Genomic DNA, 21,854 nt, shown 5'->3' on the forward strand with positions numbered 1-21,854 from the left:
ATTACTTTAATTCATCAGATGATGAATTAAAGCTAAACCCGCGGGGAGGGGCCGTCAATAAACTTCGAATGGAGAAACCCTTGTCATCGTGTCCGCTCTCACTTAGGTTCGACCTGGCTGCGCTGGAGTGGGTGGGCTGTCGTACCAGTCCTCACCAGTACCCAGGCGTCAACGGCCGTGGAGCCACTCCCGGATGCAACGACCAGCCGTTTACGGCCAGGGGCTTGGGCCGCCAGGCGTGGCTCTATTGCGTCCGCCCCGGTCCTGCCGCACCGTAGGTCATCGGCCCTCTGTGGCCCCTGCACCACGTTCCGCCTCCGGTTGCGGTCTGGATTGCCGGTAGATTAGTACCCAGACGAATTGCCCGGCTCTGCTTTTTGAGCAGCCATTCCCCCAGAAACGGATACCGACCCGTGGTCACAAGAATGTCCCAGCTTTTCCTGCGCACCCTGCGTGAAGATCCCGCCGATGCCGAGGTGGCCAGCCACCGGCTCCTGGTCCGGGCCGGCTACATCCGGCGTGCGGCGCCCGGCATCTATACGTGGCTGCCGCTCGGGCTCAGCGTCCTGCGCAAGGTGGAGCAGGTCATCCGCGAGGAAATGACGGCCATTGGCGCCCAGGAAGTCCACTTCCCGGCGCTCCTGCCCAAGGAACCCTACGAGGCCACCAACCGCTGGACGGAATACGGCGAGGGTATCTTCCGCCTCAAGGACCGGAAGGGCAACGACTACCTGCTGGCGCCCACGCACGAGGAAATGTTCACCCTGCTGGTCAAGGACCTGTACTCCTCGTACAAGGACCTGCCGCTGAGCATTTACCAGATCCAGAACAAGTACCGCGATGAGGCACGCCCGCGCGCTGGCCTGCTGCGCGGCCGCGAATTCATCATGAAGGATTCCTACTCCTTTGACGTTGACGACGCCGGCATGGACGCCAGTTACGCCGCCCACCGGGGCGCTTACCTGAAGATTTTTGCGCGCCTGGGCCTGGAAGTTGTTCCGGTAACCGCCACCGCCGGCGCGATGGGCGGCTCCAAGAGCGAAGAGTTCCTGCACCCCACTGAGGTTGGCGAAGACACCTTTGTGCGCTCGGCCGGTGGCTATGCCGCCAACGTCGAGGCTGTCACCACGGTGGTTCCCGCGGACATCGACTTCAGCGGCGCGCCCGCCGCAGAGGTCCTGGATACCCCGGACACGCCCACCATTGAGACGCTTGTGGCGGCCGCCAACCAGCTCGCTCCGCGGGCAGAGGCCGACGGCGGCGCCTGGACTGGTGCTGACACTCTCAAGAACGTGGTCCTCGCCGTCACCCTGCCCACCGGTGAGCGCCAGATTGTGGTCATCGGTGTGCCGGGAGACCGCGGTGTGGACCTGAAGCGCGTAGAAGCCAACATCGGTTCCTTCCTGCCCATCGGAGGCGAGATCGGACTGGAAGCTGCTAACGAAGAGGACCTCAAGAAGCAGCCCCTTATCGTCAAGGGTTACCTTGGGCCTGGCTTGTCCCTGGGCGCGCCACTGCTGGGCACCGAAGGTTTGGCCAAGCTTTTGTACCTTGTCGATCCCCGTGTTGTCAGCGGGTCCACCTGGATCACCGGGGCCAACGAAGCCGGTAAGCACGTCTTCGGCCTCGTGGCCGGGCGCGACTTCGGCTGGGACGGCGTTATTGAGGCTACCGAGGTGCGCGCGGGCGATCCCGCCCCGGACGGCTCCGGTCCCCTGGAAACCGCGCGTGGAATCGAAATGGGCCACATCTTCCAGCTGGGACGCAAGTACGCCGCAGCCCTCGACCTGAAGGTCCTGGACCAGAATGGCAAGCAGGTGGTGGTCACCATGGGTTCCTACGGTGTTGGTGTCACGCGCGCTGTTGCTGCCCTGGCTGAATCCAACCACGATGACAAGGGCCTGGTCTGGCCGCGCGCTGTCGCCCCCGCCGATGTCCACGTGGTGGCTGTGGGCCGTGGCGAGGAAATCTTCGCGGCCGCAGAGAAGCTCGCCCTCGAACTCGAAGCCGCCGGGCTCGACGTTATTTACGATGACCGCCCCAAGGTGTCCCCGGGCGTCAAGTTCGGTGACGCCGAACTGGTAGGCGTCCCCACCATCCTGGCCGTCGGCCGCGGACTGGTGGACGGCGTCGTCGAGATCAAGGACCGCCGCAGCGGCGAAGCGGAGAACGTAGCCGTGGACAAGGCCGTTGACTACGTGGTCACTTCAGTCCGCAGCTGATGCTGCGCCTTTCTCGGTAATGGTTTCCGGGTTCGAGTCGATCCAGCTCACCACGATCATCCTGCTCGTGGTGGCTGGATTCGCCGCTGGCTGGGTGGACGCTGTGGTGGGCGGCGGCGGCCTGCTCCAGTTGCCCGCCCTTCTGCTGGTCCCCGGAATCACTCCAGTCCAGGCGCTGGCCACCAACAAGATGGGGTCGATTCTCGGCACCACCACAAGTGCGGTGACCTACTACGGGCGGGTTAAACCGGACCTTCGGACAGCCATCCCCATGGCGGTGATCGCCCTGGCCGGCAGCTTCGGCGGCGCTGTGCTGGCGGCTACCCTCCCGGCGAGTGTGTTCAAGCCGATCATCGTGGCCGCGCTGGTCGCCGTCGCACTTTTCACCGCACTCAAACCCGACGTCGGTGACGTAACCCTGTTGCGCCATGACGGCCGCACCCACTACGTCGTGGCGTGTCTGATCGGCGCGGTGATCGGTTTTTATGACGGCCTGATCGGCCCGGGCACCGGCTCGTTCCTCATCATCGCGCTCGTCTCGGCCATGGGGTACGCCTTCCTCGAAGCCAGCGCCAAGGCCAAGATCGTGAACATGGCCACCAACGGAGGGGCCCTGCTGTTCTTCCTGCCCCACGGCTCACTCCTGTGGGGCGTGGGCCTGGTGCTGGGCCTGTCCAACATGGCAGGTGGCTACCTTGGCGCGAGGACCGCCGTGAAGCAGGGGAGCGGGTTTATTCGGATCGTTTTCCTGCTGGTGGTGGGCGCCCTCATCATGAAGCTCGGCTTCGATGTCTGGCAGGAAAACTTCGCCTGACAGGGGGTAGGGCGAACCCTCGCGGCCCCGGCAGGCCGGGCGTACCATGCAGGTAACTGGAGCACTGACACGGACGATATTGGCACTGTAGTGGAGGCGGTCAGCTCTGCTTTTTGCAGCGGTCCGGCCCCCTGATCAGGTTCCCAGCCCGACCCGCCACGGAAAGCTTCCGTCAGCGGTCCGCCTGCCCCGGTTCGGGCAGGTAATGGACGGCGGGGAGGCCTTTGAGGGTCCGGCCGGCTAGCGTGCTGGCCACCCAGAGCGACCTCGCCAGATCACCTTGATGGCCTGGCCGGGACGCGTACCAGAGGGCGTTTTCCACTTCCCGGAGCACCGCCCACTGGCGTGCAGCCTCAGCGTCAAGGCCCGCGGCGGCGCTGAAGTCCCTGCAGCGCTGGCGCAGCCCTGCGGCGGGATCGCTCCGCGGAAGATCGCCGAGGCGGTTCCACAACAACGGTGCCACCGCGAATTCGGGTTCACCGATCATGGGTTGCGGGTCGATGGCCACGAAGTTCATGCCGTCGGCGCCGGCCCGGGCGCCTTGATCGGCTGCGCCCCGTGCAACGGCGCCCCGTGCAACTGCGCCCGGTGCACCGCTCGCCTGCGGCCGGGCCAGGATATTCAGAAAGTGGAAATCCGTGTGCACCAGGACGTCACGGCCGGAGCGGCGGCCTACGGCGCCGCGGGTCTGGCAGACTTCCAGGGCAGCTTCGAGCAGCCACCGCGGGAAGGGCCTGCCCTGCTGTTCCCAGTCGGAGGGCAGGTCATCGCTCCACTGTTCTGCGCGTCCGGCGATATGGTCGAACTCCTGCCATGCTGGCCGTTCATCGGGTACGAGGCTTAGCTGCCGCATGAGGCTGCCCCAGACTGCCGCCGCCTCATCCAGCGGAACAGCCTGAAGCGAGGAGCCCGGATCCAGCCGCTCGAGGAGCATGGCGCACGTTCCGCCGTCGGACTCCAACAAACGGACGGCGCCGGCCCCGCCCCACAAAGCCAGGGCGTGGCGTTCGGCCTTGGCCCCGTCGTGCGGAAAGGCGACCTTGAGGGCCGCAGGTGTCCCGTCCGACAGGCGGACGGGGACCACCACGGCGCCGTGGCCACACCAAGGCGATGCACCTGCTGCCAGGTCAACAGCCAACTCCCAATGCTCCAGCCGCCCTTGGATCAGTCCGGGCAGCGACGAAAGCCATGCCCGTCCTGTGCTGTCGCGGCTGTACCGCACGCTGAGGGCAGGCGGGATCGGCACAGCGCCCGGAAGGCTCACACGATCCCGCTTGCACCCAGCAGGTTGCCGATGGAGAACGTAGCAATCAGGGCAATGGCTCCGCCCACCACCACCCTGGCGCCCGCCCTCCACTGCGAACCGCCGCCGATCCAGGCGCCGAGCGCCCCGGTGGCGGCGAGAGCAACCAGCACCGCCACAAAGGTGAGGGGAACCCGGATGCCCTCCGGTGGCAGCAGGATGGCGAGCATGGGCAGGATGGCGCCCACCACAAAGGCAACTGCGGAAGCAAGGGCAGCATGCCAGGGGCTCACAATATCGGTCTCGTCGATGTGCAGTTCAGCAGACAGGTGTGCTCCGAGTGCGTCGTGGGCTGTCAGCTCCCTGGCCACCGTTCTGGCGGTGTCAGCGCTCAGGCCCTTGCCCTGGTAGATCGCAGCGAGTTCCTCCAGCTCTTCCTCTGGCTGCTCCTGCAGTTCCCGGCGTTCCTTTTCGATCAGGGCTTCCTGGCTGTCCTTCTGGCTGCTGACCGACACGTATTCGCCCAGGGCCATGGAGATCGCACCGCCCACCAGTCCGGCGGTTCCGGCCACCAGGATGGGTCCAGACTCGGTGGTGACGCCGGCCACGCCCACTACTATCGCGGCGACGGAAACGATGCCGTCGTTGGCACCCAAAACACCGGCGCGGAGCCAATTCAGGCGCTGCGCAATGTCGTTGTGGTGGGGTTCATCTTCATGGAAGGAGGGGGCGGCCGCAGTGTTCATTCCTCCAGCAAATCACTAGTGCCGGTGACTGGCCACTAGATGGTGGCCGGGCAGGGCTAACAGGCCCCGGGCGCCGGTCAGGACTGAGCTGCACTGGTTGCCGCTGGACCGGGTGCCTGCGCCGACTCCGGTAGCAGCGGGAGCCGTGATTCGTCCAGGACCGCACCGGGAACCGGGCCGGGTGAGCCACCCCAGTGAGTTGTCCTGCGGACTGCCGATTGAAGGGCCGACAATGCCCACGCCCGGTCGGCCCCGTCACTCAGGGCAATGAGATCACCGTAGGCCGGAAGCGTGCCAGCCTCCAGCGATCCCAGGGCGCGTGCCGGGTCTGCCAGGAACGCTTCGTCCAGCGCGTAGCCGGCGGGCGTGGGACGCATGGCGGCGCAATGGGCAACGCCCATGGCCGCTGCCTCGCGGCGGAGGTCTTCATGCTCGGCGAGAAAGCCCGACGCCGGCGCAACTGTCGCGGGGTTAAGGCGGTTTAGTGCGGCCTGGTAGGCGTACACCAGTTCCTGCTCGGCCTCGAGGACAGCTGAGAAGGATGAGGCAAGGTCAGCACCGGTGCTGCCGGAACCCGAGCTGCCGGTCCCAGCGCTGCCGGCCGTCGCCGTCGCGGTACAGCCTGTGGGAGGCGTCGGGGCGCCAGAGGGCAGGGGAGTGCTGACCGGAGCGTCCACCTCAACACCAGCGGCCGCCGCGAGCTCCCCTGCGGCCAAGAGTTGGGCAATACCGGCGCCGGCGAGCAGGCGGGCCATGCCGCCGTCGGTCGTTTCCGCGTCATTGAGCCGTTGGACACCACTTGAGTGAAGGGCGGCGGCGAGGTCCGCCGGAGTGGACGGCCGGGGGGCCGGCGCAGAAGACGGCGCCAGGGCGGGGGTGCTAAGGGACGGATAGGCTGGCAGCATCAAGGCCCGGGCATGCACAGTCAGCAAAGTCACAGCGCGGCTTACGGCAGCGGATACTTCAACGGAATCGGCTGCCGGCAACATGCCGCCGGCCCGGCCCTCAAGGTCACTGCCCGCGGCCCTGAGATCCACGGCGTCGGAGAACGCAGCAGCCCTTGCCTGCTCGGAAAAAGGCGGCGGTGCGGGAGCAGCCGGTTCGCGGGGGATCAGGACAAATCCCAGGCTCACCACCAGGAGTGCGGCCAGCGTGAAAACGGCGTACCGGAAATAGCGTCCACGGTGGCCAGCTTCCTGAGTGTCGTCTTTCACAACAGACCATGTTGTCACGGCTGGGGGCATCTCCGTGCACCACTGCGGCCGGAAAATCGCTATTCTAGTAGTCACAACATCATCTATTGGAAGGCGGCCGGCATCGTGAGTAATGCAGAAGCCACGGCTTCATCAGACCCGACCGGATCGGGTACCGCTGTTGCTGCGCCCGCCTATAATCCTGAAGCCGCCCGGCTCAGGGCCCTCCTGGAACCCTCGGTCCAGGCCAACCGGCTCTACCTCGAGGATGTCTCCATCGTCCCGGGCTCGCACCGGGTGGTCCACGTGGTGGTGGACCTGCCGCAGGAGGAAACCGGCGGCGTGAATCTGGATGTCATTGCGGATATCTCGAGAGTCCTTTCGGACGTCCTGGACAATGATCCTGCCGACGACGGACGGCCCTACGACCTCGAAGTGTCCTCCCCGGGCGTCGGGCGTCCGCTGACCGAATCGAGGCACTGGCACCGGGCCAAGGGCCGCCTGGTCAAGATAAACGTCATCCAGGGCGAAAACGTCACCGGCAGGGTCCAGTCAGTGGACGAATCCGGCGTGACAATCGTCCCCGAGATCGCCGTCAAGAAGGGCATGAAGCCCAAGCAGGGCGAGCCCCTGAAACTTCCCTTCGACAGGATCCGCAACGGAAAAGTCGAGATCGAATTCAGCCACCTTGAAGAAGCTGGTCTGGAACCTGAACACAATGGACCTTCTGAGGAGGCCTGATGGATATTGACATGAGCGCGCTGAGACTTCTGGAGCGTGAGCGCGAAATCCCGCTGGACCTTCTGATTCCCACCATCGAGCAGGCGCTTCTGGTGGCCTACCACAAGTCGCCCGGCGCCTTTGAGAAGGCCCGGGCGGAGCTGGACCGCAAGAGCGGCCACGTGACCATCTGGGCCGTGGAAATCGACGACGACGGCGCCCCCATCGGCGAGTTCGAGGACACGCCCTCAGGTTTTGGCCGGATCGCTGCAAGCACCGCCCGCCAGATCATCCTGCAGCGCCTGCGCGACGTCGAGGACGACAACATCCTCGGTGAGTTCAAGGGCCGTGAGGGTGAACTCGTGGCCGGCCTGATCCAGCAGGGCAACAACCCGCACATGATCCAGGTCAACCTTGGCACCGTCGAGGCCCTGCTGCCGCCGCCCGAACAGGTGCCGGGGGAGAAGTACACCCACGGCAACCGGCTGCGTGCCCTGGTCATCGATGTTCACCGCGGCACCAAGGGCCCGTCCGTCACGCTGTCCCGGTCACACCCGGGCCTTGTGCGGAAGCTCTTCGAGCTGGAGGTCCCGGAGATTGCGGACCGCTCGGTCGAGATAGTCGCTTTGGCCCGCGAGGCCGGTCACCGGACCAAGATCGCTGTGAAGGCCAACACTCCGGGCATCAACGCCAAGGGTGCCTGCATCGGCGAAATGGGTTCACGCGTCCGCGCCGTCATGACGGAACTGAACGACGAGAAGATCGATATCGTGGACTTCAGTGAGGATCCGGCAACGTTCATCGCCAGCGCACTGTCGCCGTCGCGCGTGAATTCCGTCACGGTCATCGACGAAGCCACCCGCTCCGCCCGTGTGGTGGTTCCGGACTACCAGCTGTCCCTGGCCATCGGCAAGGAAGGCCAGAACGCCCGTCTGGCTGCCAAGCTCACCGGATGGCGCATCGATATCGTCTCGGACGCCGCCGCGCCGCGAAGCTGAGCCGTGTCCGGCGCGTCGGCCAACGGCCCCATACCTTGGGTCGACGCACCGGTTTCGGGTAGAACGGCCCCGAGGGGCTAGAATAGACCTTGACCGCGCCTAACGGCCGGTATTCGTGTGCCCCGAGTGTTCCCGCTCCGCTTACTTGCGGTTGGGGGCCTTGAGGCCGGCAGTCTTGAACGTCAGGAAGATGCTCACCGTGGCAGAAGTGCTTCACAGCGCCAATCAGCACAGCGAGAATCAACCGCAGCGTACCTGCATCGGATGCCGGAAAAAGGCTTCGCGGTCAGAGTTACTCCGGCTCGTCGCCGAAGGCAGCGGTTCCACCGCAGTGCTGGTAGACGAACGACGCCGGATGGCTGGCAGGGGTGCATGGCTGCATCCCAGCGAAACGTGCCTGGCCCTTGCGGTCAAACGGCGAGCATTCGGAAGGGCCCTCCACGGCGCAACCGGGGCCACCGCCGTCGAACGCTGGATCCTGGCAGGTGAGCAGGCCGCCGGCCCGCTGCAGATGCCTCCGGTAGCTGCGGCAACAACCGTCCAACCTGAAAGCGGGTCAGAAAACTGATGGAAACCCGATGAGTTCCCAGCGATGAGTGCGCAACGATGACAACTTTGTTGCGCTCTGCAATGGGCCCTTCAGCTGCAACCGCGGCTGGGGCCCGCAGTAAGAAGTAGACGGTTCGTGCCTGGCTCGGTGCGGACCGAGACAGGAGAAATGTGGCCAAGGTCCGCGTACATGAGCTCGCTAAAGAGCTCGGTATTACTTCCAAAGATGCAGTGACAAAACTGCAGGAACTGGGCGAATTCGTTCGCTCTGCCTCTTCCACCATTGAGGCCCCGGTGGTGCGGAAACTCCGCAACGCCTACCCCGACGCCGCGGCGAAGGCCGCAGCTCCGGCAGCCGCGCCCAAGACGGCTGCCCCGTCGGCAGAATCACGTCCGCAAGCACCTGCCCCGGGTCCGGCAGCCCCCAAGGCGCCGGCAGCACCAGCCGCGGCAGCGGCCGGTGCCGCAGCTCCGGCAGCGCCTGCTGCGCCAGCTCCGGCTGCACCCGCAGCTCCCGCCGCCGCAGCCCCGGCAGCCGCAGCGCCTGCTGCTTCAGCTCCGGCCGCAAGTGCCCCGTCCACCGGCGCCAAGCCGGGTGCCCGTCCGGCACCCAGGGCTGAAACCCCGGCTGCGCCGTCCCGCTCGGGCGGATCAACGCAGGGTGGCTCTGCACCGCGTCCCGGCGGTCCCCGTCCGGGTAACAACCCGTTCGCCACGTCCCAGGGCATGCCCCGAGGTCGCGGTGGCGACGGAGAACGTGCCCCGCGTCCGGGTAACAACCCGTTCGCTCCCTCGCAGGGTATGCCCCGCGCCGGTGGAAGCCGTCCCGACGGCGACCGTCCCGGTGGTCCGCGTCCCGCAGCCGGTGCAGGTGGCCCCCGTCCCGGTGGTCCGCGTCCCGCAGCTGGTGCAGGTGGGCCCCGTCCCGCTGCCGGTGCAGGTGGACCCCGCCCGGGTGCACCACGTCCCGCTGGTGCCGGTGGAAACCGTCCGACTCCGGGCATGATGCCCAACCGCACTGAGCGTCCCGCACCGGCTGGTGCTGGACGTCCCGGTGGCGGAGCCCGTGGACCCGGACGTCCGGGTGGCGCTCCAGGTACAGGCGGCGCTCCCGGTGCCGGTGGCGGTGCTCCGGCCGGCGGCGGTTTCGGCAAGGGTGGCCGCGGTCGCGGTGGCACCCAGGGTGCCTTCGGTAAGGGCGGCGCAGGCCGTGGCAAGCAGCGCAAGTCGAAGCGCGCCAAGCGCCAGGAACTTGAGCAGATGAGTGCCCCGTCGCTGGGTGGCGTGAGCGTACCTCGCGGCGACGGCAACACTGTAGTGCGGCTCCGCCGCGGTTCGTCCATCACGGACTTTGCCGACAAGATCGAGGCCAACCCCGCAGCACTGGTCACCGTCCTGTTCCACCTGGGCGAAATGGCCACAGCCACCCAGTCACTGGATGAGGAAACCTTCGCACTGCTCGGCGAGGAGCTTGGCTACAAGCTCCAGGTCGTGTCGCCGGAGGACGAGGAGCGCGAGCTGCTCTCCACCTTCGACATCGACTTCGAAGCAGAACTCGAAGCCGAAGGCGACGAAGACCTCGAGGCACGTCCTCCGGTTGTCACCGTCATGGGCCACGTCGACCACGGTAAGACACGCCTGCTCGATGCCATCCGCAAGTCCGACGTCATGGCGGGCGAGCACGGCGGCATCACGCAGCACATCGGTGCTTACCAGGTCACGCACACCCACGAAGGCCAGGACCGCAAGATCACCTTCATCGATACTCCGGGCCACGAGGCGTTCACCGCCATGCGTGCCCGTGGCGCGAAGGTCACCGACATCGCCATCCTGGTGGTCGCAGCGGACGACGGCGTTATGCCGCAGACCGTTGAGGCCCTTAACCACGCGCAGGCAGCAAATGTGCCGATCGTGGTGGCCGTAAATAAGATCGACAAGGAAGGCGCCAACCCGGACAAGGTCCGCGGCCAGCTGACCGAGTACGGCCTGGTTCCCGAAGAATACGGTGGCGACACCATGTTCGTGGAGGTCTCTGCCCGCCAGAACCTCAACATTGACGAGCTGCTCGAGGCCGTCCTGCTCACCGCAGACGCCGCCCTGGACATGCGCGCCAACCCGAACAAGGACGCCCGCGGTATCGCGATCGAAGCCAACCTGGATAAGGGCCGCGGTTCCGTGGCCACCGTCCTGGTGCAGTCCGGTTCGCTGCGGGTCGGTGACACGATCGTGGCCGGTACGGCCCACGGCCGCGTCCGCGCCATGTTCGATGACGACGGCAGCGCACTGACCGAGGCCGGCCCGTCCCGCCCCGTGCAGGTTCTGGGTCTGTCCAACGTGCCGCGCGCCGGTGACACCTTCTTCGTGACCGGTGACGAGCGCACCGCCCGCCAGATCGCCGAGAAGCGTGAAGCAGCCGACCGCAACGCCGCCCTGGCCAAGCGCCGCAAGCGCATCAGCCTGGAAGACTTCGACCAGGCCGTGGCCGATGGCAAGATCGACACCCTCAACCTCATCCTCAAGGGTGACGTGTCCGGTGCCGTGGAAGCCCTCGAAGACGCGCTGATCAAGATCGACGTGGGCGATGGCGTGCAGCTGCGCGTCATCCACCGCGGCGTTGGTGCCATCACGCAGAACGACGTCAACCTGGCGACGGTCGACAGCGCCGTCATCATCGGCTTCAACGTCAAGCCTGCCGAGCGGGTTGCCGAACTGGCAGACCGCGAAGGCGTGGACATGCGCTTCTACTCCGTCATCTACGCAGCAATTGATGACATCGAGATGGCCCTCAAGGGCATGCTCAAGCCGGAGTACGAAGAGGTCCAGCTGGGCACCGCCGAGGTCCGCGAAGTGTTCCGTTCCTCCAAGTTCGGCAACATTGCAGGCTCCATCGTCCGCTCGGGCATCATCCGACGCAACACGAAGGCCCGCATCAGCCGCGACGGCAAGATCATCGGTGACAACCTCACCGTTGAGACGCTCAAGCGCTTCAAGGACGACGCCACTGAGGTCCGCACGGACTTCGAGTGTGGTATCGGTCTTGGTTCGTTCAACGACATCACCGAAGGCGACATCATCGAGACCTTCGAGATGCGCGAGAAGCCGCGCGCCTAAGGTTCGTTGCTTCGCTTTGTGTGGAGCCTCCGAGTTTTGGGGGCGCCCCGCCCCTACGCTGGGCGGCACGGGATCTGCGATCCTGTGCCGCCCAGCTCCGGTAGGCCCGATGCCACTCCCGGGCGCCCCCAAAACTCTCCGGCATCGTCGTAAACTCACCAGAGGCGCGTGGCACCTCAGGGGCTCATTAACTGCCCAACTGCCGCGCCGCCGTCGTACATCCCAAATATTTAGGAGTGGAAATGGCTGATCCCGCACGGGCTGCCAAATTGGCGCAGCGGATCAAGGTTGTTGTTGCAGAGGCTCTTGGCCGGAAGGTTAAGGACCCTCGGCTGGAGGGCATCACTGTTACGGATGCCCGCGTGACCAATGATCTGCAGCACGCCACGATCTACTACACCGTACTCGGAGACCAGACTGTCCAGGCGGAGGCCGCCAAGGGACTGGAGAAGGCCAAGGGTGTGCTCCGCCAGGAGGTGGGGCGCAACGTTACCGTCCGCCTGACGCCGACGCTGGAGTTTGTGGCAGACCAGATCCCGGTTACCGCGTCAAACCTCGAGGAACTTCTCCGGGCAGCCAAGAAGCGCGACGCTGAGGTGGCCGCGCTGGCTGAGAATGCCAAGCACGCTGGCGACGTTGACCCGTACAAGAGCGACGTCCCAGCCGATGTGGAGATCGACGAGGACGACTTCGACGAAGAGGACATCGACCTCAGCGACGACGAAGACCTCGACGAAGACGCCAACAAGTAACCGTCTGAGCACTGGCCTTCTGCAAACGTTGGCCTTCAGCAGTGGGAAAGCCCGGACCGCACTTGCGGTCCGGGCTTCCTTGGTCTGCCGGGCTTGCGGCCCGCAGGACCTAGCGGATGCTGACCTTCAGGACCGTTCCAGCCGGGGCGGGGCTTGTGAAGCTGAAGCCCGCCGTGGCGTAGAGGGTGTCGCCCCTCAGCTCCACGGCAGCCGGACCGTCTACGGCCAGGAACTGCGACTGCTCACGGGTCCAAGCATCGATTTTGACAATCTCGTTGCCGAACATCGACGCTGCATAGACGTCCCCGCTCTCGGATACCGCGATGCCGGTGGGGCTCAGGATGTCCTCCGCCCACAGCAGTGTCTGTCCGGTCCATGGATTTACGCGGAAAATCGCGCCGCGGGCGCCGAGGGACGGATCCTCGGGGCCGCCGGGAAGCGTTGAGACGTACAGCCAGCCGTCAGGGCCAAACTCCACATCGGTGGGAACGGGTTCAAAGGCGTACTCAAGGCCCACCACGCAGGCAGGGACCTCCACGGTTCCACCGGCCATGTCTGTCGGGATTTTGGTACCGGCAGGAATCACCGCAGGCTGTGGCGGCAGGACAGCGACCGTCGAGATGTCACCGCTTTCCGTGTCGACCTTGAGGATGGCATTCATACCGGCGTCAGCAACATAGACATCCGAGCCGTTGACCGCTGTGGCATAGGGATGCGAATCGACGAGTCCCGTGTACCGGGCCGGCGGGAAGGCGGGCCACTGCTGCAGGCAGTCGGCCGGAACGTCCGAACCAAAGCCATACTCCTGGCCGCCATCGGGGTTGTGGGTGCGTTCATAGGCGGCGAAATCCGCAATGGTATGTACGTTTCCGGACTTGTCGATGGACTTCAGATAGCCCTCCAGCGCACCAGGATTACCGCCGCCGGCGCCCACGCTCTCCACGAAATACGTAGTCCCGCGTCGCGTTTCTACGCCCGAAATGTCCCAGTTGGCCTTCGTGTAAACGTTGGCCAGTTGGCCATCGTTCTCCACGCGGTCCAATCGGCCCGCAAAGTTCTGGGTGACCAGAACGGTGTCATCCCTGCTGACGGCCAGGCTCAGAGGCGAAAGCAGCCCGGAGGCGAGGATCTCAGGTTCTGGTGCTGAAGAGCCCGCCGCGGCCGGCCCGATAGGAATGACTAACGCCGCTGCGGCCAGGCACGCGACGATGGGAAACTTCTTCTTCATTGCGTCCTCCGGAATTGAGGTGCACCACCCCGCGGACGGGTTGGGCAATGAGACCAAAGTAATAATGGATTCATACAACCCCCGGGCGCCAGACTAGTCCTCTGGATGCGCACCGTCGATGGAAATTCCTTTTCTGACCCCCCTATTTTGACGCCGCACTCCGCGAGTCATGGCTAGGATCTAGCTATGACTCAGGCGCGCAATAGTAACGATGCCACCCGTTACCTGGAACAGGCCGTTGAGCTGGCCATCCGCAATGTTGCAGACGGAGGTGGTCCTTTCGGCGCGCTGGTGGTGACCCCGGATGGCCGCGTCCACGCAGGGACAAACCGGGTCACCCGGGACAACGATCCAACCGCCCATGCAGAAGTGGTGGCCATCCGGGCAGCGGCCGCCGCCACCTCAAACTTCGACCTGAGCGGCGCCGTGCTCTTTACCAGCTGTGAGCCGTGCCCGCTCTGCCTGTCGGCCGCGTTGTGGGCGAGGATTTCCCGCGTCTACTTCGCAGCAGACCGCCATGGCGCCGCTGCTGCCGGTTTCGACGACGCCGTGTTTTATGAGTACTTCAACGGCACCAGACCTGAGCTGCTGCCGGTGGCACACGAGGCAATTCCGACGTCGGACGCCCCGTTCGACGCGTGGCGCACCTATACGGAACGCACAGCATACTGACCCCGGAGGCACCCGTGGAACCCGCCCTGATTAAATGCCCAAGCTGCGGCAAGACCAACCGCGTCCCGGCAGCGGCTACCGGCCGTCCCCGCTGCGGAAACTGCAAGCTGGGGCTGCCGTGGATCACGGCTGCCGGGGACGACGACTTCGCCGCCGTCGCCGAGCAATCCCCAGTACCTGTGCTGGTTGATTTCTGGGCGGCCTGGTGTGGGCCCTGCCGGATGGTCAGTCCGGTCCTGGACAAGCTGGCGACCGTACGGGCCGGAGCGATCAAGCTCGTCAAGATTGATGTTGACCGGGCACCGCGGCTTTCCGGCCGGTTCGATGTACAGGCCATTCCCACCTTGATGGTCATGGATGGCGGCAAGGTGCTGGCCAAGCAGGCAGGGGCAGCACCAGCCGAGGCCCTGCGGTCCTGGCTCGATTCGGCGCTGGCGGGCCGAGTCTAAAAGCGGGTTCTAATTTCGCTGCGGCAAACAGCCGATGCCTTCGACGAGCTCCGGCCGGCTACCACACAGCGCAATCCGCACCCAGCCCTCCCCGATGGAGCCGAAGGCCGTGCCCGGCGCCAGCGCCACGCCGGAGTCAGCCAGGAACCTGCGGGTCCAGGCCCGTACGTCGCCGTCGCTGGCGTGGGACACATCGGCCCAGAGATAAAACGCACCTTGAGCACTCAAAAATGGAATACCTTTGGCTGCCAGGACAGCGGCAGCCGCGTCCCTGTTGGCCCGATAGTGTTCATGCGCCTCCCGGACGTAGTCCTGCGGACCGGTCAGGGCCGCGAGGGCCGCATACTGCGAGGGCGAGGCCACGCAGGAGACGATCGCTTCCATGACGTTGTTCATGGTCCGCTCCAAGCCCGGCGGGCAGACCAGCGCGCCGATCCTCAGGCCGGTCAAGCCATACGTCTTGGACAAGGTCAGGGAGGTGAAGACGCGTGCCTCGCCGGGGACATTGCTGTCGAAGCGTGCCGGGCTGACGTGCGGCACATCGTATGTGAACGCCTCGTAGCATTCGTCGGAAATGATCCAGAGGTCGTGCCGGCGGGCCAGATCCACCAGTTCCCGGGTCAGGTTCTCACCCAGGACGGCGCCCAGCGGGTTGGAGGGCGAGTTCAGGATCAGCACGCGGGTCCGGTCCGTGATGAGCGCCTCGATGTCCTGGATCCGGGGCTGGAAGTCCTGGTCCGGATAGAGCGGGTAGCCCACCGGCACGGCGCTCAGGAGCCGACTGGTCATGGCGAAGGTGGGATAGCCCGGATTCGGGATCAGCACCTCATCACCCGGGGAGAGCAGGAGGCTCATGGCAAAGTGCAATCCCTGCTGGGCGCCGTCCACCACGTAGACGCGGTCGGCGCCAATGCTGTCCTGGTCCAGTCCGGCGCGTTCACGGAACCGGGCTGCAAAGGCCTCGCGAAGCGCCGGGATACCGGCGTTGGGTGTGTAGTTGGTCTCGTCCCGGTCCAGGCAGGCCATGCCGGCGTCCAGGACGTGGCGGGGCAGCGGGAAAGCGGGTTCGCCGATGCTGAGGATAATGGCGCCAGGAGTACACCAGGCAGCCTCGGTGATTTCGCGGATCTGGTTGACGGGGACGTCGGGCACGTGCGCGGCAAGCTCAGGCATGCATGCCATCCTAACCGCCGCCCACGCACCTGGGCTGGTCCCGGCGTCGGCGCCGATATACTGGGGAGCGTGCTTTCTGGACTGGTGATAGTGGACAAACCGCAGGGATGGACCAGCCACGATGTGGTTGGTCGGATGCGGCGCATCGCCGGAACCCGGAAAGTGGGGCATGCCGGAACCCTCGACCCCATGGCAACAGGTGTCTTGGTGGTTGGCATCAACAAGGCCACGCGCCTGCTCACCTACATCGTGGGCACCTCCAAAACGTATACGGCCACCATCCGCTTGGGCGAGTCCACCATCACGGACGACGCCGAAGGCGACGTAATTGCCGCCGTCAGCGCCGCCGCCGTCGCGGACGGAGCAATCCACGACGGCGTCGCTGCCCTGACGGGTGAGATCCAGCAGGTGCCCAGCAGCGTAAGCGCCATCAAGGTCAACGGTGAACGCGCCTATGCCCGGGTCCGCTCCGGTGAAGAAGTGAAGCTCGCGGCCCGCCCTGTCACCATCCACCGCTTTGAAGTGCATGCGATCAGGCGCGGGCACGGCAGCGATGTTCTAGACCTCGACGTCACGGTGGAGTGTTCCTCCGGGACGTATATCCGGGCCCTGGCCCGCGACCTCGGCGACGGGCTGGGGGTGGGTGGACACCTGACGGCACTCCGGCGCACCCACGTGGGTCCTTATTCCCTGGACCAGGCCCGGACTCTCGAGCAGTTGGCCGAAGAGCTTGAGGTCCTGGAAATGTCCCAGGCCGCGCGGGCACTGATGCCAAACCGTGAACTCACGGCCGAGGAAACCACCGAGATTTCGTTTGGCCGTCGAATCGCTGCGGGCGCGGCCACGGGCAGCCCAGCGGCGGCCACCGTGGAACATCCTGCTGCGGCGTTTGCGCCGGACGGCAACCTGGTGGCGCTCTTGGCTGATGTGGGCACCTTCGCCAAGCCGGTGCTGGTGTTCGCGCCCGGCAACACTGGGACGGCACTACCCGCCGCCGGGGACGTCTAGGCATGGATGCTTTTTTTTACCTCATTCTTGTGGTCGGCCTGCTCTCAAGTGGAATTTGCCTGGTTGCCGGCATCCTCAGGAAGGCTCCCAACGACATCACCATCCTGTCGGTGGCCGCCGTCGAACTGGCACTCATCGTCTACTTGGTGGGTTCCATTGTGCGGGTCATCGCCGGCGAGCCGATCGCGGGAGAAGCCTGGGAGTTCTGGGGCTACCTGGCTACGGCAATGCTCCTGCCGCCGGCCGCAGTCTACTGGTCCATCCTTGAACGGACCCGCTGGAGCAACTTTGTCCTCGCAGCCGTCGGTGTCACCGCCCTGGTGATGGCCGCCCGAATGAACCAGATCTGGTACTGAAATGGAAGAAGCCCGCAACGTGAAAGCCCCTCGTCCCGAAACGTCTCCGGACAACTCATCCGTCTCCTCGAAGGACACGCGCAACACCGGGCCGGGCAGGCTCCTGATTGCCTTCTACGCGGTGTTCGCCATCTCAGCCACCGCCCGGGCCGGCTACCAGATCCTGACCAAGTTTTCCGACGCTCCACTGGCGTACCTGCTGTCCGCCTTCGCGGCGGTTGTCTATCTTGTGGCCACCGTTTCCCTGGCCAAGGCCGGCCGCACCTCGTTCCAGGTTTCGCTGGTCGCGGTGCTGGTGGAACTCGTGGGAGTCATCGTGGTGGGGGCGCTGAGTGTCGTCGATCCGGTCGCCTTCCCGCACGAAACAGTCTGGTCGCTTTTCGGCCGCGGATATGCATTTATTCCTTTGCTGCTGCCCATCTTGGGGCTCGTCTGGCTGTACCGCCGCCGGCCGGGCCAGCGCCCGACCGGCACGGCCAGCGTCCAGCCCTAGCCCTTACTTCTTACCGAACAGACAGCCGAGCAGTTTGCCCAGGCCGCCATCCTTGTCGGGTTCCCGCTGTGCAGGTTCCCTTCGGGCAGATCAATCTGGATGGCCTCATCGGGCTGGACTGAGCGCTGCCCGGGCGGGCGCTGAAGTCCGGGCTGCTGAGCCCCGTCCGGGCCCTGGCTAACCGGCGAGGCGGCCGGTGAGTCTACCGGTGCGCCTGCCCCCGTCCCGCCACCGAACTGCCCGCCAGACTGCCCAGCATACTGTCCAACACCGAACCCTGCTGGCCGGCTCCGGCATTTCCACCAGCACCAGCACCAGCACCGGCACCGGCCCCGGCACCTGCGCCGAGGATTCCGCCCAGAATGCTGCCGAGGTCGATGCCGCCAGCCTGCCCGCCGCCAACTCCGCCGGCCTGCCCTGCCCCGCCGGCGCCTTGCCCGCCCTGGCCGAAGATCTTTTGGCAAGGTAGGACATGACGATCGGCGCCAGGATGGGCAGGGCCTTGCGGATCAGGTCCCCGCCGACGCCACCGAGGCCGGAGGTACCTGCCAGTTGCGCTGCCACGTAGTCCTGCTGGCCGCCGAATACGTGGCCGACTATTTTTTCGCCGTCGGCGGTGTCAACCTGCGCCGCGCACACGGGCATGCCGCGGGAGGTCTGCCCTTGAATCGTAGTCTGGCGCCCTGCCCAACACTAGGGACGCTCTGGGGAGATTTGCCGCTGGCGTCCGCTCTCTCCGTGCCGTCCGGCAGCGACGCCGAATGCGGGTAATCTTAGAGAGTTCCGGCGCCGGCGCGTTCGGAGCGATGTCATTGCAGGCAGTAAAAGGCGAGGTTGATGGTCTACATCTGGAACGATCCCTCCGAGGTCCCGGCGGACTTTGGTCCCTCCGTCGTCACGTTCGGCAACTTTGACGGCGTCCATCGGGGCCATCAGCAAGTGCTCTCCGAGCTCATCCGCTCCGCCCGCCTTAACGGGACTAAAACCGTGGCTGTGACCTTTGATCCGCACCCCGCCTTGGTTCACCGGCCGGAGTCCGCGCCCGAGATGATCATGGGCCTGGCGGACAAGCTGGTGGCGCTGGGCGAGCTGGGCCTGGACGCCGTTCTGGTGATGAAGTATACGCTCAACCTCGCCAGCTTGACCCCCGAGGAATTCGTGGGCCAGGTTCTCGTGGACAGCCTCCACGCCAGCCATGTCGTGATCGGCCATGATGCCCGGTTTGGCCGCGGAAACTCCGGTGACCTTGACACGATGAAGCGGTTGGGCGAAAAGTTCAATTTCGACGTCCAGGTCATCAGCGAGTTCGGCTCGGAAGGCTACCCGCTGCATCACGACGACGGTACAGACCGCCGCTGTTCCTCCACTTGGGTGCGGGAAGCGCTGCAGGCAGGCGACGTCGTCACAGCTGCTTCAGTGCTGGGCCGTCCGCACCGCATGCGCGGCGAAGTAGTGCATGGGGCGGCCCGCGGCCGTGACCTCGGCTTCCCCACGGCCAACCTCGCCCACGACGCCAGCGGGTACATCCCCGCAGACGGAATTTACGCGGGCTGGCTGGTTGACCAGGCGGGTACCCGCTGGCCTGCTGCCATCTCGGTGGGCTCGAATCCGACGTTCGACGGCGTCAGCCGACAGGTCGAAGCCCACGTGATCGACCGCCCGCACGAAGACGTGGAGGACTTCGATCTGTACGGCCAGACAGTAGTTGTGGAATTTGTGGCGCGGCTACGCGGCATGGTGGCCTACCGTGGGCCTGAGGCCCTTATTGACCAGATGCGCCTGGACGTCATCCAGGCCCACGATCTCCTGGCGAGGCGCTGACCCGGCCCACCGGCAATCAACGGCGGCCCTCGAGCATAAGAAAGGCAGCGCAGTGACCGTTGAAAAGAACACCCGGAAGCTTGACAAAGGAATCGTCCGCGACTTCAGTTCCCGGATGAGCTACGCGTCCTACCTCCAGTTGCCCGTTCTTCTCAACGCACAGCAGCCGGTCAGCAATCCCGAGCACCACGACGAAATGCTGTTCATCATCCAGCACCAGACCACCGAACTGTGGCTGAAGCTGGTGCTGCATGAGCTCCGCAGCGCAGCTGCCTGGCTCCGGGCCGACGATCTCGGCTCAGCCCTCAAGGGCATAGCCCGGGTCAAACACATCCAGAAGACACTCACGGAACAATGGTCAGTCCTGGCCACCTTGACGCCCACGGAGTACTCCCAGTTCCGTGGCTTCTTGGGCAATTCCTCCGGTTTCCAGTCCAGCCAGTACCGTGCGATGGAATTTGTCCTCGGCAACAAGAACCGCAAGATGCTCCCCGTGTTCGAATCCGATCCGGCCGCCCACGCCATGCTGGACGAATTGCTGAACGCACCCAGCATCTACGACGAGTTCCTTTCCTACCTGGCGCGGCAGGGCTATGACGTGCCGCAGTCCGTCCTGGCACGGGACGTTACCCGTGCGCACGAGTTCTGCCCGGAGCTGGTACCGCTGTTCAAGCACATCTACGAAGACGCGGCCAATAACTGGGGAGCGTACGAGGCCTGCGAGGAACTGGTTGACCTTGAAGACAACTTCCAGCTGTGGAGGTTCCGGCACCTGCGGACCGTCCAGCGCACCATCGGCATGAAGCCGGGAACCGGCGGATCCAGCGGCGCCGCGTTCCTGCAGAAGGCCCTTGAACTCACCTTTTTCCCGGAATTATTCGCGGTACGGACGGAGATCGGCCAGTGAACAACCCTACCGGGGCGGCGATGGAAACTCACGACGGCGCCGCCCTCCTGCGGCAGGCAGCGCACCTTGACGCCGTTGACCCGCTGGCACGCTCCCGGGACCTCTTCATCGGCACGGACACTGACCTTTCCTACCTTGATGGAAACTCCCTGGGCCGGCCGCTCAAACGAACCGTGACGGACATCAGCACCTTCATCCAGGACGGCTGGGGCGGGCGGCTGATCCGCGGCTGGGACGAGGAGTGGCTGGACCTGCCGCAGGCCATCGGCGACCAGCTGGGCCGTGCTGTCCTCGGTGCAGCCCCCGGCCAGACCATCATCGCGGACTCCACCACTGTGGTGCTTTACAAACTGATCCGTGCCGCCCTGGCCGCCGTGGCGGATCCTGCCCGCACCGAGATTGTCCTCGACACTGACAACTTCCCGACCGACCGCTACCTTGTGGAAGGAATCGCCCGCGAGGAGGGCCTGACCCTCACCTGGATCGAAGCAGATCCGGCAACGGGGGTGACCCCCGACCAGGTGCGGGAGGCAACCGGCCCGGCCACCGCCGTCGTACTTTTGAGCCACGTGGCGTACCGCTCGGGGTTCCTGGCCGATCTGCCGGCCATCACGGAGGTTGCGCACAGCGCGGGGGCACTGGTGGTCTGGGACCTCTGCCATTCCGCTGGGTCCGTGGAGCTGGACCTGGACGGCGCCGGCGTGGATTTTGCCGCGGGCTGCACGTACAAGTACCTCAACGGGGGACCGGGTTCGCCGGCGTTCGCCTACGTCAACGGCCGCCACCTGTCCGGCCTCAAACAGCCGATCTGGGGCTGGATGGGGCGCAAGGACGCTTTTGAGATGGCTGCAGGCTACGAGCCGGCGCCCGGCATCCGTGGTTTCCTTAGCGGCACGCCGGCCATCTTCGCAATGCTGGCCATGCGCGGGACCCTTGACCTCATCGAAGAAACCGGCATGGCGGCCATCCGGCAGAAATCCCTGGCACTGACCGCCTACGCCGTGGCCGTCTACGAGGCTTGGCTCGCCCCGTTGGGTGTGGAGCTGGCTTCGCCGCGCGACCCGGCGTTTCGGGGGGGCCACATCACCCTGGACCATCCGGCATTCCGGAACGTGACCGCGGCACTCTGGGAACAGGACGTTATTCCGGACTTCCGGGCACCACAGGGCATCCGGATCGGCCTCTCGCCGCTAAGCACCAGCTTCGGGGAGGTGCACCGGGGAATGGCTGCCATCCGGGAGCTCCTGCAGCGCTGACTCTCGGCGTACGGTGTTGGCGCCCGCGCCGCCGGAGCAGCTGTTTCGCAGGGCTATTTCAAAGTCGGCGGCCCCTTGACTCCCTGAAACCGGCTGTTCCACCGCCCCGCGTGGCGGCTTTTAATCACGAAGAACTCCTGTTA

General features: G+C 65.5%; 21 protein-coding genes. 15 read left to right on the forward strand and 6 right to left on the reverse strand.

Annotation, left to right across the window (positions count from 1 at the left end; genetic code table 11):
* The first annotated feature begins 413 nt into the window (after window positions 1–413).
* Window positions 414–2,222 (forward strand): proline--tRNA ligase, encoded by a 1,809-nt coding sequence (locus ABIB27_RS15280; protein WP_354215326.1) that lies wholly within the window; start codon window positions 414–416, stop codon window positions 2,220–2,222.
* Window positions 2,223–2,241: 19 nt separating this feature from the next.
* Complete coding sequence (locus ABIB27_RS15285) at window positions 2,242–3,036, forward strand: sulfite exporter TauE/SafE family protein (protein WP_354215367.1); 795 nt, start codon at window positions 2,242–2,244, stop codon at window positions 3,034–3,036.
* Window positions 3,037–3,208: 172 nt separating this feature from the next.
* On the opposite strand, the gene ABIB27_RS15290 is transcribed toward ABIB27_RS15285, so the two are convergent.
* From ABIB27_RS15290 to ABIB27_RS15300, 3 genes are all read right to left on the reverse strand, one after another.
* A complete protein-coding gene (locus tag ABIB27_RS15290; protein ID WP_502909232.1) occupies window positions 3,209–4,282 on the reverse strand; it encodes an aminoglycoside phosphotransferase family protein in 1,074 nt (357 codons plus the stop codon).
* A 14-nt stretch (window positions 4,283–4,296) separates the two neighbouring features.
* Complete coding sequence (locus ABIB27_RS15295) at window positions 4,297–5,025, reverse strand: VIT1/CCC1 transporter family protein (protein WP_354215327.1); 729 nt, start codon at window positions 5,023–5,025, stop codon at window positions 4,297–4,299.
* A gap of 77 nt (window positions 5,026–5,102) precedes the next feature.
* Window positions 5,103–6,239: a DUF4439 domain-containing protein gene (locus ABIB27_RS15300; protein WP_354254215.1), complete on the reverse strand. Its 1,137-nt coding sequence runs from the start codon at window positions 6,237–6,239 to the stop codon at window positions 5,103–5,105.
* 105 nt (window positions 6,240–6,344) lie between these two features.
* On the opposite strand from ABIB27_RS15300, the gene rimP reads away from it, so the two are divergent.
* From rimP to rbfA, 5 genes are all read left to right on the forward strand, one after another.
* The gene (rimP, locus tag ABIB27_RS15305) at window positions 6,345–6,959 is read left to right on the forward strand and encodes a ribosome maturation factor RimP (protein WP_354254217.1); all 615 of its coding nucleotides are present in this window, start codon (window positions 6,345–6,347) and stop codon (window positions 6,957–6,959) included.
* A complete protein-coding gene (nusA, locus tag ABIB27_RS15310) occupies window positions 6,959–7,936 on the forward strand; it encodes a transcription termination factor NusA (RefSeq protein ID WP_354215330.1) in 978 nt (325 codons plus the stop codon). Before rimP ends, nusA begins: the two co-directional genes overlap by 1 nt.
* Window positions 7,937–8,126: 190 nt before the next feature.
* Window positions 8,127–8,504, forward strand: coding sequence for a YlxR family protein (locus ABIB27_RS15315; protein WP_354215368.1), 378 nt, complete (start codon window positions 8,127–8,129; stop codon window positions 8,502–8,504).
* A gap of 152 nt (window positions 8,505–8,656) precedes the next feature.
* The gene (gene infB, locus ABIB27_RS15320; RefSeq protein WP_354215331.1) at window positions 8,657–11,596 is read left to right on the forward strand and encodes a translation initiation factor IF-2; all 2,940 of its coding nucleotides are present in this window, start codon (window positions 8,657–8,659) and stop codon (window positions 11,594–11,596) included.
* Between the two features lie 242 nt (window positions 11,597–11,838).
* Window positions 11,839–12,348, forward strand: coding sequence for a 30S ribosome-binding factor RbfA (gene rbfA, locus ABIB27_RS15325; RefSeq protein ID WP_354215332.1), 510 nt, complete (start codon window positions 11,839–11,841; stop codon window positions 12,346–12,348).
* A 109-nt stretch (window positions 12,349–12,457) separates the two neighbouring features.
* On the opposite strand, the gene ABIB27_RS15330 is transcribed toward rbfA, so the two are convergent.
* Window positions 12,458–13,576, reverse strand: a complete 1,119-nt coding sequence (locus tag ABIB27_RS15330) for a ScyD/ScyE family protein (RefSeq protein ID WP_354215333.1) — start codon at window positions 13,574–13,576, stop codon at window positions 12,458–12,460.
* Window positions 13,577–13,762: 186 nt separating this feature from the next.
* Between ABIB27_RS15330 and ABIB27_RS15335 the strand changes: the two genes are divergently transcribed.
* Together ABIB27_RS15335 and trxA are read left to right on the forward strand one after the other, a co-directional pair.
* Window positions 13,763–14,248 (forward strand): nucleoside deaminase, encoded by a 486-nt coding sequence (locus ABIB27_RS15335; protein WP_354215334.1) that lies wholly within the window; start codon window positions 13,763–13,765, stop codon window positions 14,246–14,248.
* A gap of 14 nt (window positions 14,249–14,262) precedes the next feature.
* Window positions 14,263–14,697 (forward strand): thioredoxin, encoded by a 435-nt coding sequence (gene trxA, locus ABIB27_RS15340; RefSeq protein ID WP_354215335.1) that lies wholly within the window; start codon window positions 14,263–14,265, stop codon window positions 14,695–14,697.
* 9 nt (window positions 14,698–14,706) lie between these two features.
* Here trxA and ABIB27_RS15345 read toward each other — a convergent pair whose 3' ends face one another.
* Window positions 14,707–15,870, reverse strand: a complete 1,164-nt coding sequence (locus tag ABIB27_RS15345; protein ID WP_354215336.1) for a pyridoxal phosphate-dependent aminotransferase — start codon at window positions 15,868–15,870, stop codon at window positions 14,707–14,709.
* A gap of 69 nt (window positions 15,871–15,939) precedes the next feature.
* Between ABIB27_RS15345 and truB the strand changes: the two genes are divergently transcribed.
* The 3 genes from truB to ABIB27_RS15360 are packed head-to-tail and all read left to right on the forward strand — an operon-like array spanning window position 15,940 to window position 17,727.
* Complete coding sequence (truB, locus tag ABIB27_RS15350) at window positions 15,940–16,878, forward strand: tRNA pseudouridine(55) synthase TruB (RefSeq protein WP_354215337.1); 939 nt, start codon at window positions 15,940–15,942, stop codon at window positions 16,876–16,878.
* 2 nt (window positions 16,879–16,880) lie between these two features.
* Window positions 16,881–17,234, forward strand: coding sequence for a hypothetical protein (locus ABIB27_RS15355; protein ID WP_354215338.1), 354 nt, complete (start codon window positions 16,881–16,883; stop codon window positions 17,232–17,234).
* 1 nt (window position 17,235) lies between these two features.
* Window positions 17,236–17,727: a hypothetical protein gene (locus ABIB27_RS15360; protein ID WP_354215339.1), complete on the forward strand. Its 492-nt coding sequence runs from the start codon at window positions 17,236–17,238 to the stop codon at window positions 17,725–17,727.
* Window positions 17,728–17,904: 177 nt separating this feature from the next.
* Here ABIB27_RS15360 and ABIB27_RS15365 read toward each other — a convergent pair whose 3' ends face one another.
* Entirely contained in the window at window positions 17,905–18,372 is a 468-nt protein-coding gene (locus tag ABIB27_RS15365; RefSeq protein ID WP_354254220.1) for a DUF937 domain-containing protein, read from the reverse strand.
* A 192-nt stretch (window positions 18,373–18,564) separates the two neighbouring features.
* On the opposite strand from ABIB27_RS15365, the gene ABIB27_RS15370 reads away from it, so the two are divergent.
* From ABIB27_RS15370 to kynU, 3 genes are read left to right on the forward strand one after another with little or no spacing between them, the layout of a single operon-like run.
* On the forward strand, window positions 18,565–19,548 hold the full coding sequence (locus ABIB27_RS15370) for a bifunctional riboflavin kinase/FAD synthetase (RefSeq protein WP_354215341.1): 984 nt from the start codon (window positions 18,565–18,567) through the stop codon (window positions 19,546–19,548).
* A gap of 52 nt (window positions 19,549–19,600) precedes the next feature.
* On the forward strand, window positions 19,601–20,455 hold the full coding sequence (gene kynA / locus ABIB27_RS15375; RefSeq protein WP_354215342.1) for a tryptophan 2,3-dioxygenase: 855 nt from the start codon (window positions 19,601–19,603) through the stop codon (window positions 20,453–20,455).
* Between the two features lie 20 nt (window positions 20,456–20,475).
* Window positions 20,476–21,711, forward strand: coding sequence for a kynureninase (gene kynU, locus ABIB27_RS15380; RefSeq protein ID WP_354215369.1), 1,236 nt, complete (start codon window positions 20,476–20,478; stop codon window positions 21,709–21,711).
* The last annotated feature ends 143 nt before the right edge of the window (window positions 21,712–21,854 follow it).

This window comes from Arthrobacter sp. UYEF21 (genome assembly GCF_040546085.1).
Lineage (GTDB): Bacteria > Actinomycetota > Actinomycetes > Actinomycetales > Micrococcaceae > Arthrobacter.